8 protein-coding genes are annotated in these 12,248 nt (G+C 63.0%); 6 read left to right on the top strand and 2 right to left on the bottom strand.

The genetic code is table 11. From position 1 onward, the window contains the following. Positions 1 to 34 precede the first annotated feature (34 nt). Complete coding sequence (locus tag QI450_RS11235; RefSeq protein WP_003804966.1) at positions 35 to 283, bottom strand: WhiB family transcriptional regulator; 249 nt, start codon at positions 281 to 283, stop codon at positions 35 to 37. A gap of 350 nt (positions 284 to 633) precedes the next feature. Here QI450_RS11235 and QI450_RS11230 point away from each other — a divergent pair, with 350 nt between their 5' ends. Beyond that, the gene (locus QI450_RS11230; protein ID WP_226775786.1) at positions 634 to 1,014 is read left to right on the top strand and encodes a hypothetical protein; all 381 of its coding nucleotides are present in this window, start codon (positions 634 to 636) and stop codon (positions 1,012 to 1,014) included. Here QI450_RS11230 and QI450_RS11225 read toward each other — a convergent pair. Beyond that, a complete protein-coding gene (locus QI450_RS11225) occupies positions 1,011 to 4,982 on the bottom strand; it encodes an FtsK/SpoIIIE domain-containing protein (protein ID WP_226775777.1) in 3,972 nt (1,323 codons plus the stop codon). The genes QI450_RS11230 and QI450_RS11225 overlap by 4 nt on opposite strands. A 243-nt stretch (positions 4,983 to 5,225) precedes the next feature. Here QI450_RS11225 and glf point away from each other — a divergent pair, with 243 nt between their 5' ends. From glf to QI450_RS11200, 5 genes are all read left to right on the top strand, one after another. After that, positions 5,226 to 6,413, top strand: a complete 1,188-nt coding sequence (glf, locus tag QI450_RS11220; protein WP_226775778.1) for a UDP-galactopyranose mutase — start codon at positions 5,226 to 5,228, stop codon at positions 6,411 to 6,413. A gap of 47 nt (positions 6,414 to 6,460) precedes the next feature. Beyond that, positions 6,461 to 8,437, top strand: a complete 1,977-nt coding sequence (locus QI450_RS11215; RefSeq protein ID WP_282468012.1) for a glycosyltransferase — start codon at positions 6,461 to 6,463, stop codon at positions 8,435 to 8,437. Continuing rightward, positions 8,434 to 9,285 (top strand): ABC transporter permease, encoded by an 852-nt coding sequence (locus QI450_RS11210; protein ID WP_226775780.1) that lies wholly within the window; start codon positions 8,434 to 8,436, stop codon positions 9,283 to 9,285. The genes QI450_RS11215 and QI450_RS11210 overlap by 4 nt, the downstream gene beginning before the upstream one ends. 2 nt (positions 9,286 to 9,287) lie before the next feature. Continuing rightward, entirely contained in the window at positions 9,288 to 10,037 is a 750-nt protein-coding gene (locus QI450_RS11205) for an ABC transporter ATP-binding protein (RefSeq protein ID WP_226775781.1), read from the top strand. 178 nt (positions 10,038 to 10,215) lie between these two features. Next, the gene (locus QI450_RS11200) at positions 10,216 to 12,231 is read left to right on the top strand and encodes a DUF6541 family protein (RefSeq protein ID WP_348994515.1); all 2,016 of its coding nucleotides are present in this window, start codon (positions 10,216 to 10,218) and stop codon (positions 12,229 to 12,231) included. The last annotated feature ends 17 nt before the right edge of the window (positions 12,232 to 12,248 follow it).

Here is a 12,248-nt window from a genome sequence, read left to right as displayed (position 1 = left end):
GGGTGCCGGTTCTACCGGCGGCCAGCAGCTGGTGTCAGGAGGCGCGGCGGGCACGAGCCGCGCGCCGCTTGAGGGCACGTCGCTCGTCTTCGCTCATGCCGCCCCAGACGCCGGCGTCCTGCCCGGATTCGAGGGCCCACTGAAGGCACGTGTCAACGACGGGGCATCGACGGCAAACACTTTTGGCTTCCTCGATCTGCAGGAGGGCAGGGCCGGTGTTTCCTACGGGGAAGAAAAGCTCCGGGTCCTTGTCAAGGCACGCTGCGCGGTTACGCCAATCCATGCTGATCAGTCACTCCATTTCCTGGGCAGTCAGTTTTGCCTTTGTGAAATTATTCACTAGAGGCTTCATAAGAAAGGGGCCCGGTGGGGCCCCCTCGATCATCTGAATTAAGCGTGTCATGTTAACGCTGCGTAAACAAGGGGTACTAGCATGCAAAATGCCGCGCCCTCGTGAGCGATGCATCACAATGTGCGGCCGGGCCCTCACGTCCAGTCGACTATGTCCGGTACTGTGCCAGTGTGTCAAGAGCCTCTGAAAACCCCTCCGAACCTGCCGCTGACCGCGGGAACGGCCCTGCGGGAAGCCCTTCCGGCGGGCCCGCCGGCAGCGTTCGCGGCCGGCCGGCAGGAATCCTGGTCATTGCTGTCATCGTGGCGCTGGAAGCGACCGCGCTGCTGGTTGCCGCCATCTGGTACGGAAGCCAGTTAGTTACCGGAGCCCCGGTGCTCTCCTTCTGGGGTGCAGTCTTCACGCTGGGGCTGCTGTTGGTCTTCGCTGCCTGGCTTGTGGCCGTGTCCACGTTCCTGTTCCGCGGGTACCGGTGGCCGCGATCGGGTGCGCTGGTGGCCCAGCTTTTTGCGCTCACCATCGGCTTTCCCACGATGTCCGGCGGCTATCCCCTGGCGGGCTTGGCCCTGCTGGTGCCTGCGGTTACCGCCATTATTTTGCTGTTTGACAAGCGAGTCATCGTGTTCGCATCACGGGCAGGCGGGGCTCCGCCGGCCCTCTAGCCAGGTCCCGTCTGATCCCTGCTGCTGTCTGCTGCAGGATCGAACGCCAACTGCACCGCCCGGGCCCGACCTTCCGAAATCAGGACCGCGCGGCCCGGGGGAGGGCTGGGCTCCAGATCGAACCTGACTCCGAACAAGTCTCCGTCCAGCACCGACCGCGGGGCGAGCAGGACGCCCCTTCCGTAGCCCGCGGCATTCTGGGCCAGTGGTACCCGTTGCCGAATGGCGGGGCTAAAGCCTGCCGTCAGGACCACGCGCCAGCCCAGGTTGTTCAACAGGACCAGCCGGCGATTGGTTTCAGCTGACTGCAGGTCGAGGTCGTCCGCCAGCAGGACCGCCGCAGGGTCCAGCACCCCGGCGAGCGCGGAGTCGTACGTGCCTGCCCAGTACTCCTCCAGATCCGTCGCCGACGGGGGCCGGAGCCAAGTGGCTGCCGGGTTGAGCCCGGGAAGGGCCGATAGAAGCGAGCTCTTCCCCGACAGGTGCCCACCGAGGACCGCTAGGACTGCGCCCGGAGGTAACGGGATTCCCACAGCGCAGAGTTCGTCGCCCTGGACGCCGAGGCAAAGCTGCCCGTTCGAGGCAGGCGGGCCCGGGCGGGGCGTTGCCTCGCTGCTGCCCGCACTTACTGGACCGGACCGCGCGTGGACTTCGCTGACCGTGACCCGTGATGGAAGGGGCTCGATGCGGAACGGCCGGATTCGCGAGAGACAGGCCTCGCCGCCGACTGCCGGCGGGCGGGGCCCGAAGAGTTGTCCCACGTGCCCGGAAGGAGAAGGGGAGACAGACATTGGTCCAAAAACGACCACTCGATCTCCGGCCGTCCCGCCGGCGGGCAGCCGGGGCCAACCGAGCCGCGCTTCCTCGGTCGAACCGGCAGGCAGGAAAATCCGGTTGGGCACGGCGGCGAAGAACCGTGCGGTCACGAGCTCGCGTTCCCCCGCCGCGAGCACCGCAATCCCGGCGCGGGCACCATCCCGGACGATGTTGTGGACCAGGTCTTCGGCCCAGGCCAGGGGTCCGGCCCGAAACGCCGACACCCAGGACCCCCAACCGCACAGGACGAGGACGAGGACAGGCAGGTCCGCCGGCTGGGCAAGGCCCAGCCTTCGTGTCATTTCTTCCGAGACGCGTTCGAGGACCCGCGCGGCCCGCCGGAGTTCGTGCAGCCCGACAACTGCGCCCACTCTAGCGGCGGTGGACATGGCGCTGAATGAACCTGTGGCATCCAGGAGATACATGTGGGATTCGTCATCGCAGCCAAGCAGCTGATTCACAATGAGCTCCAGGACGGTGTCGGCACCTCCATTGAGTCCCGGGATCAGTCCGAGGTGGCCGTGGGTGCCCGGATGCCAGTCGAACTCTGCCACTCGTTGTTCCCTGGGAAGGTCCAACAACCCCAGCCGGATCCGGCCGCGGCTGCCATCCGTCGGAAACGGCACTTTACCGGGGAGCGGTGTTGCCACCGGACGGCGCGGCTCCCCACCGCCGATTGCCGCCCAGGCAGCCCGGACTGTTTCCGTCAGGTGGGTTATGGCCAGGGACGGTGGAGATGCGGCGCGGGCGGCGCACGGTTCGACCGCCGGGCGGTTGAGGAATTCACTGACCTCCATCACACTTGGCCAGCCGGCAGCCTCGGACGGGAGCGGCGTGGTCGTGGCGGTCTGAAACTCTTCCGGCGCTTCGCTGCCGCGGACCAGGTAGGCGCGTCCCGGCCGCGCAATCGGGATGGCTGCCGCCAGCCGTGAATTGATGATGTCGAGGGACTCCAGTTCGGATTGGACCCGCAGGGCGACACGGCTGGTCACGTTCGCACGGATGTCTGCGGAAACGGCGCCCTGGGGTCGCTGGGTGGCCATGATGAGATGAATCCCAAGCGAGCGGCCGATTGCAGCTACCCGCAGGAGCTCGGCCAGCGCTTCCGGGGCTTCCTCTACCAGCATTCTGAATTCGTCGATGATAAGCACCAGATGGGGCAGCGGCGGCGCCGCGGGTTGAAGCGATTCATAGGCGATGAGGTCGGCAGCCCGGTACGAGTCAAGGAGCTCTTCCCTGCGGCGTACTTCCGCCCGCAGTGATACGAGCGTGCGCTCCACTTCACCCTGGTCGAGATCCGTGAGCAGTCCGACGCAGTGTGTCAGGGCTGCCAACGGTCGCAGGCCGGAGCCGCCTTTGAAATCAATAAACAGCAGGTTGACGCGATCGGGCGGGTAATGGCCCACCAACCCGACCGCCATGGTCCGCAATAATTCGGATTTGCCCGAGCCGGTGGTCCCCGCCACCAGGAAATGGGGGCCGTCGGCCTGGAGGTCCAGCCACAGTGGGCCGGACGTTCCGACGCCGACCAGCACTGGAAGTCCGGGGGCGTGTGCTGAGGCGGCCCAGCGTGCGGAGATTTCCGCCGCTGAGGCTGGCATCAGCTCCGCCATGAAGCAGGCATCCGGAAGGCCTTTTGGCGGAGCCTGCTCAGGGTTCTGTCCGCCGATCCGGCGGCAGGCCCGGTCGAAGACGCCGGCTGGAACAAGATCGGGAATGAACTCCACCGCGGAGTGACCGGACGAAAGCACGGCGGTTCGCTCGGTGAGCTCTAGGACCGAACCAGCGGCGGCAGCAGCAGGACCTTCGGAGCAGTGGAAAACCTGCCAGCCGTGGCCTGCCGCAGCCGAACACAGCCTGTCCCGCCCCATTGTCGTGACGATCACCAGCACCCCGCGCTCGTAGCCCGGGCCCGGGCCGGTTGCGAGGATTTCCAGCGTGGATGTCTCCTGTGCGGAGAGCACGACTGACGGCAGGAAGCGTGCGGCATAAAGGGCGGCGGTTGGGCCGTGGATGAGGATTTTGGTTCGCCCGGCTGCGGGGTAGCTGGCAAGTTGCAGCAGGCAGGATCTGACCAGTCCGGACACGGCGGTTTCGGGGCCACGCACGGTGGTCAGCCTCGTCGCTGGATTGAGTGTCACAGGCACCAGGCCGAGCAACGGTGGCTGGAATCCGGAATCCGGTGGTTCCAGACCGATATTCGCGCGTTGCGGTGCCTGGCCGAGCCGCAACCAGACAGGTCCTGTGGCAATTGCGGATGACACCCCGCGATCCGCTGCAAGGAAACGAGCCCCCAGCGACAGTTCGCCGGCGGAGGGCGCGGCTCGCCGCCGTCGTTCGCGGTCCTGGCGCGCCGCGGCGGCCACGGCGGCCCGCAGTTCGCGGCGCTGCCTTCGGCCCGAAAACACGGGCACCAGAATGGACACGGCTGACAGGGCAGTAAAAGCGAGGAACACCCACATTCCGGTGAGGACGGCCAGGCCCACTCCGAGGCAGAGGGGCAGGCCCGCTGACAGCAGCAGGGCCGCCCTGTTGCTGTGCGCCGCGGGGTTGCTGAGCACCAACGGTGCTGAGATGTCGGACCCGGCAAAGGCCGGAATACCGGCGTCGAGGGAATCGCCGAAAACCAGGGACATCGACGAACCGCCGCACCGGATCGCCGACTCCGTGGAGACGGGCGCCGACTGTACTTTCCGTCCGTCGACGCGGACCCCGTTGGCGCTGCCGAGATCGACGAGGCTGACGGCGGAGTCAGTCACGTCCAGCCGGGCATGTTCCCGGGACAGCTCGGCGTCCGGAATGACGATCTCGGTGCCGCTGCGACCGATTCGGAACCGCCCCCGCCGCAACGGAAAGATCAGGCCCGCACCCGGGCCACTGTGCACGGTCAGCACGAGCGTTGGCGGGTCCACAATCGTGGGCGGCGCAGCGCCGTCCACCAGGATGGCACCGGCAACGAGGGGGACTTTCCCGGGCGTCAAAGCGGCCACGGGCACCCGGTCCACGGTCAGCGCCCCGGTCCCGTAACGTCTGGAGATAGCCGCTTCGAGGTCCGCGCCGGGGCAGGAAGCCGGCAGTTCGATGGCCAGTTCCGCAGGTCCGGAGGTCAGTGCCGACCCCGGGGCGGGAACCAGTGTGCAATGCAGCAGCATCGGGTTGGGTCCTTTCCCCGGGGTGTCGTTTGATCCCACGGTAGGCGGCGATGCGGCGTTGCTGCACGCGGGAATCCGGCTATGTGGAAAGCGGTGCCGACGGAGGGAAAACTGCCCCGCGACAGGACGGTCCGCGGGCCTGGACGCGGGCCGCGATTCGCGGGTTCACACCCTGGCTCGGGTAGGCTGGAGCAGCAGACAATGCGAAACGTTGCGCTGCCCACATTCGAACCAGGAGATTTTGTGACCGCTGACCTCGTCATCGTAGGGTCAGGCTTCTTTGGCCTGACAATCGCAGAACAGGCCGCCACTGAGCTGGGCTTGAAGGTCGTTGTCATCGACCGCCGGCACCACATCGGCGGCAACGCCTACAGCGAAAGAGAAGAGCAGACCGGCATCGAGGTGCACCGCTACGGTGCGCACCTCTTCCACACCTCCAACGAGCGCGTCTGGGAGTACGTGAACCGATTCACCACGTTCACCAAGTACGTCCACAAGGTGTATGGGGTCCACAAGGGCGAGGTTTACTCCCTGCCGATCAACCTGGCGACCATCAACCAGTTCTTCCGCGCCAACCTGACCCCTGGCGAGGCCCAGGAACTGATCAAGGAACAGGCCGGGGAACTTGCCGGTACGGATCCGCAGAACCTGAACGATAAAGGCATCCAGCTGATCGGCCGCCCGCTTTACGAGGCGTTCATCAAGCACTACACCGGCAAGCAGTGGCAGACGGACCCCAAGGACCTGCCCGCGGGCATCATTTCCCGGCTCCCGGTTCGCTACAACTACGACAACCGGTACTTCAACGACAAGTACGAGGGTCTCCCGACCAACGGCTACACCGCGTGGATCGAGAAAATGGCGGAGCACCCGAATATCGAGGTCCGTCTCAACACCGACTTCTTTGACGAGTCGCACGAATACAGCAAGAACAAAGTTGTAGGCACCATCCCGGTCATTTACACGGGCCCGGTCGACCGCTACTTCGACTTCGCCGAGGGTGACCTCTCCTGGCGCACTATCGACTTCGAAGAAGAAATCCTCGACGTCGGAGATTTCCAGGGAACGTCGGTGGTCAACTACAACGACGCCGATGTGCCCTACACCCGGATCATCGAGCCGCGTCATTTCCATCCGGAGCGCGACTACCAGACGGAAAAGACCATCATTATGCGCGAGTTCTCCCGCGCAGCGGAGAAGGGCGACGAGCCCTACTATCCGATCAACACTCCTGCGGACCGCGAACGACTGCTCAAGTACCGCGATCTGGCGGCCGCCGAGAAGGACGTCTTGTTCGGCGGACGCCTCGGTACCTACAAGTACCTGGATATGCACATGGCCATCGGGTCTGCACTGACCATGTTTGACAACCAGATCCGCCCGCATTTTGAGGGCGGCACCGAAATTGAAAGCGGAGGGGTCGACGCATGATTCACCCGACTACTTCGGCCAGCGAGTCTGTTCGAGCAGATTCCCAGGTGTCGGAAGGAGCCGCATCAATCCTCGGCCTGCGAGTGGTTCAGCGCGTCGTTTTCCCCGCCGACAAAGACCTTGACGTCCTTCCCCTCTACATGGACTCCAACGCCGTAGCCAACTCGCCCATGCCGGACGAAAAGCCAGCTATGGCTGCCAACGTAACCTCGGTCGGGACGGACCTGCATCCCGACGATCTGCTCGGCAGGAGGTCAGTTCGGGTTCGCGCCGGAAAGCGGTTGTCCTTCGGATCATATTTCAACGCCTTTCCGGCTGCGTACTGGCGCAAATGGACCACTGTATTCACCGTCAGCCTGCGCGTCCAGACCTCCGGTTCCGGCTCGCTCGTGGTGTACCGATCCAACGCCCGGGGCGTAACCCAGCGTGTTGAGTCGTTCCGCGTGTCGGGAGAATCAACTAACACGCATGACCTCTCTCTGGCGCAGTTCGGTGATGGTGGCTGGTACTGGTTCGATCTCATCGCTGACGCGGAAGGCATGACGCTGGTTTCGGCTGACTGGTCCGTGCCGGACAACGGGAAGCCGGCAGGTCGGCTGAACATTGGTGTCACGACCTTCAACCGGGCGGACTACTGCAGCCGTACTATTGCCGCTATTGCAGCGGACCCGGCGCTTAGGGAGGTCCTCCACGAGATGATTGTCGTGGATCAGGGCAACGAAAAGGTCCAGGACGAGGCCGATTTCGACGAAATCGCCGCGGACATGGGTGCCCAACTTAGGATCATCAACCAGCCCAACCTGGGTGGTTCCGGCGGGTTCTCGCGGAACATGCTTGAAACCGTCAACGGGGATACCGCAGACTATGTGCTCCTGCTGGACGACGACGTCGTGGTGGAGACGGAGGGCATTCTTCGTTCCGCCACTTTTGCGGACTTCTGCCGAGTCCCGACTATCGTCGGTGGCCACATGTTCGACATGTTCGACCGTTCAGTACTCCATGCTTACGCCGAGTCTGTCAATATGTGGAAGTTCCTGTGGGGACCGAGCGGGGAACTTTACCACCGACACAACCTTGCCACCCAGAACCTCCGGGCCACACCCTGGATGCACAGGCGCTGGGATGTTGACTTCAACGGCTGGTGGATGTGTCTGATTCCGACCAGCGTCATCAAGGAAATCGGTTTGTCGCTTCCCGTCTTCATCAAGTGGGATGACGCGGAGTATGGGTTGCGGGCAAAGGCGGCGGGGTACCCGACTGTGTCGATGCCCGGCACGGCAGTCTGGCATGTTTCCTGGATTGACAAGGATGACTCTGTGGACTGGCAGGCTTACTTCCACAGCCGGAACCGCCTCGTCGCGGGACTGATTCACTCCCCATACAGTAAAGGTGGAGACCTCCTCAAACAGAGCCTGGCAGTGGACGTTAAACACATTTTCTCGATGCAGTACTACGCTGCTTCGGCCCGGGTAATGGCCCTCCGTGATGTGCTGAGTGGCCCTGATCACATGCACCGCACGATTGGTACGCGGGCCGCCGAGTTGCGGGCGATGAAAAATGACTTTGCGGATTCTTCGATGCAGAAGGATCCGGGAGCTTTTCCCCCACCGCGGCGGCGCAAGCCGCCACGCAAGGGACAGGAGCCTTCTGCGCCTAAGCTCTACGCCCTGGGCCCATGGTTGGCAAAGACCTTGGTGAAACAGACTGCGGTACCTGCCTCGGAGATGTCTGGGCAGAACCCGGAGACGGCTATAGCCCATCAGGACAGCAAGTGGTGGCGGCTCTCTCAGCTGGACAGCGCAGTGGTCAGCAACGCGGACGGGAGCGGAGCTTCCTGGTACAAGAGGGACGCGAAAAAGGCGCGGTCCCTGCTGAGGGAAAGCATTCTGCTGCACCTGGAGCTGCGCCAGAACTGGGACGAACTGCAACTGCAGTACCGCACCCAGCTCGGAGAGGTCACGTCCGGACGGGCCTGGGAGTCTACGATCAACGAAGCGGCAGCCAGGGACAGTGCGGGCAAATGAGTTCTGAGCTTTCGCTTGCTGGGGCTGGTGCGGGACTGGCAGATGTTTACCGACGGAGGTATCTTCTCCGGCTCCTGGTCGCCAAGGAGCTAACGGTCCGGTACCGCGGATCGATATTGGGTATTCTGTGGTCCTACGTCAAGCCCGGCATCCAGTTCGGCGTCTTCTACTTCGCTCTTGGCATCTTCCTTGGACAAAGTAAGGGGACCGAAAACTACGCGGTCTACCTGTTTTCGGGAATCATCCTCATCAACTTCTTCACCGAAGCCCTGTCGAACGCATCCCGTTCCATGGTGGCCAACGGCGGCCTGATCAAGAAGATCTACCTACCGCGGGAGTTGTTTCCGGTAGCGTCGGTGTGGGTGGCTGCGGTGCATTTCTTCCCTCAACTTCTCGTACTCTTGATCGCTTGTGTCTTCACGGGGTGGCAGCCGAATATGCTGCAGATTCTTGTAGCCATCCCGGCGTTCTTGCTCGTGGCGCTGCTTGCCATTGGGCTGGGACTCCTTTTCGGTGCAGCAAACGTCTACTTCAGGGACGCGGAAAACCTCGTCGATCTTCTTCTGATGGTGGCAACGTGGGCCTCTCCGGTCCTCTACTCGTGGACTCAGGTCCGCGCGGCGTTGGGGCCAACACTTACGTTCGTTTACCAGATGAACCCGATAACCATCGCCGTGGAGGCCTTCCACTACGCTTTCTGGTTCCCTACCACCGACGGCACTGCCGAACTGCCGCCCAACTTGCTCACCATTTGGCTGCCGGCCGGACTGGTCGTGGGCCTGCTTACCGTCGTGGCGGGACAGCTGACCTTCCGCCGCCTCGAAGGCCGATTTGCTCAGGAACTCTAGAAATGCAGAAATTGCCCGATAAAGAACTTACCGCGATCGAGATCAACGCGATCAATAAACAATTTGTGCTCCGTCACTCCCGCTCGCTCAAAGAGACTGCGGTTTGGCTGCTCAAAGGGCGCAAAGGGGAGCTGACCGAGAGATTCCATGCGCTCAAGGACGTCGAGCTGTCGATCCAGCAGGGTGAGAGCGTGGCCCTCCTAGGCTTCAACGGCTCAGGCAAGTCTACGCTGCTCAAGCACATCTCGGGGGTCATGCTCCCGGACTCGGGGACCGTGCGGACGCGGGGCCGCGTCGCCGGTTTGATTGAGGTCGGCGCCGGTTTTCACCCGGACCTTACGGGTCGGGACAACGTCTACCTGAACGCTGCCATCCTTGGGATGACCGAGCCGGAAATCAAGGATCGCTTCGACTCGATTATCGAATTCTCCGAAATCGGGCAGTTCATCGACACCGAAGTCAAGTTCTATTCCTCGGGCATGTACCTCCGGCTGGCCTTTTCGGTAGCCGTCCACACCGACCCTGAAGTCTTTTTGATCGACGAGATTCTGGCAGTCGGAGACGAACCGTTTCAGCGGAAATGCATTGCCAAAATTCAGGAACTGGCACGTCTGGGCAAAACGCTCGTGGTGGTTAGCCACGACCTCGACCTGGTGTCGCGCATCTGTGAACGCGGTATCGTGCTCCGGCACGGTGAGGTTACCTTTGACGGCCCCATCCAAGAGGCGGTCGCCCTGCTTCGGTCCTCCTAACGTGCTGACATGCGCCACGGGCCGCCCGATTCGGCTCGTGCCGCGGGACAGGTGCGTCACGGCCCACGCGCAGACGGCTTCACTGACTCCGAGCCTTGTGCTCCTGATGTGCTTGGCTCCTCCGCGAGTCGAGTAAGATTTCTGGAGATGGTCGACGACTTGGCCAAGGGGCACTCCGTTGCCGTTGAACGAAAAAGCTTTGGAGGATTTCTTGTCCTGGTCATCGACAATCCCGCATGTTCTCGCGGGACTGGCAATCCTGTTTGTGCCAGGCCTCCTGGTTTTATGGGCGAGTAGAGTCCGCGGTGTGGCGATGGTCGCGGTGTCCGCGCCGGTCACCGTTTCGATCGCAGCAGTCGCCGCGCTCGTGGCGCCGGTCCTAGGGCTGCGTTGGTCGCTCGTTCCGGTCGCCATAGTGACAGTTGTCGTCGCCGTCGTGGCGCTGGGGGTAACCCGGCTAGCGTTAAAAAATGAAGCGGTCAACGAACCGCGACGCATTAATTGGCTCGCTGGTGCCGGTCACACCGTTGCCATACTCACAGCAGCGTTCCTTATCGGACGACGGCTCCTCGCCGTGTTCGGCACCCCAGAGTCTTTTTCCCAGACGTTCGACAACGTCTTCCACCTCAACGCGGTGCGGTACATCCTCGACACCGGATCGGGGTCATCGTTCACGGTCAGTTCGATGACGGGGGGGACGTTTTATCCCTCGGCCTGGCACGACATAGTCTCGCTGCTTGCAGGCGTAACCGGCGCGAGCGTCCCGGTAGCGGTAAACGTAACTAACCTGATCGTGGGATCTGTTGTCTGGCCTTTGGGCTGCATCTTCCTCGCTCACACGCTTCTAGGTAACCGCGTCGTCGTCAGCGTCGCCGCAGGTGTGCTATCAGCTGCTTTCGGTGCTTTTCCGCTGCTTCTTCTGGACTTCGGTGTCCTGTATCCAAATTTCCTGGGCAACGCTCTCCTGCCGGTGGCACTTGGACTGGCCCTTCAGGCCCTGGGACTCGGTTATCAGCTTCCGCAGTCCAGGACCGTGGTTTGGCTACTATTCCTCGCGGCGCTGCCCGGTTTGACGCTGGCGCATCCGAGCAGCATGATGGCTCTTCTAGCCCTGTTGCTTTCCCCCTTGCTCTACCTCTGGTTCCGCACTGCCCTGCGGCTGTGGGTGCGCAGCCCGAAACGATGGCTGGCCTTAGCCGGCATGGTCGCGGTGTTGGCGGCGGGACTGGGCGCGCTGGTCGTTGCATGGAAGGCCGTACGCCCAGTGGAGGCCGCGGCAACCTGGCAGCCCTTCGAGAGCACGGGCCGTGCGATCGGCGAGGTGATCACGAGCTCGGGTATCGGCCGGTCCGTTTCCTGGGTGGTTATGATCCTGGCGGTTGCCGGGGTTGTGTCGCTAATCTTGCGGCAAAAGCAGTTGTGGCTGGTCGGCATGTACCTCGTGATGGCCAGTCTGTTCGTCGTTGTGGCGTCAGCGGAATTCGGGCCTGTGCGGACCTTCTTCACGGGGGTCTGGTACAATGATCCGCCCCGTCTTGCCTCCCTTTTGCCTTTAGTGACTTTGCCGCTCGCGGCGGTGGCGGCGGTCCGGTGCTGGGACAAGTGGATCGTGCCGATGGTCGTCGGACGGCCGGTCATAACCACAATCCGGCCTGAATCGCGGCGGGCCGCGCTGAGGGGTTTCGCCCTGGTGATCGTAGGCGCAGTCGTGACCGGACTTCTCGGCTTTGGCACACAGCAGGCAAACGTCCGGGAAGCGCAGTCAGCCGCAACTCCCGGATATCGACTGACTGAGGATGCGCCCTTGGTTTCGCCCGATGAGCTGGCACTGATCCAGAGACTCCCAGCCGAGGTGCCCGCCGGGGCAACAATGGTGGGCAACCCCTGGAACGGCAGCGCTCTGGCCTATGCCTTCTCGGGGCGGAAACTCCTGCAGTTGCACTTGCTGGGAGAAGTTCCATCCGACGCGACGAAGATCTTCGACGGACTGAACGAAGCGAACTCCGATCCCACGGTTTGCCCTGTGATCCGGCGCCTTCAGATCGGCTACGTACTGGATTTCGGCCACCAGGAAATTCGTGGATGGGATCACGGCTACCGTGGTCTCGATGACCTGGTGACCGATGGCGTTGCCAAGCTCGTGGATTCCGAGGGACAGGCCAGACTATTCAAATTGACTGCCTGCGGGCAATGATGAACTCGACGTCGGAA

This window comes from Arthrobacter sp. EM1, assembly GCF_029964055.1.
In the GTDB taxonomy this organism is placed as follows: Bacteria; Actinomycetota; Actinomycetes; order Actinomycetales; family Micrococcaceae; genus Arthrobacter.
This window is presented reverse-complemented; position numbering and strand designations above follow the sequence as displayed.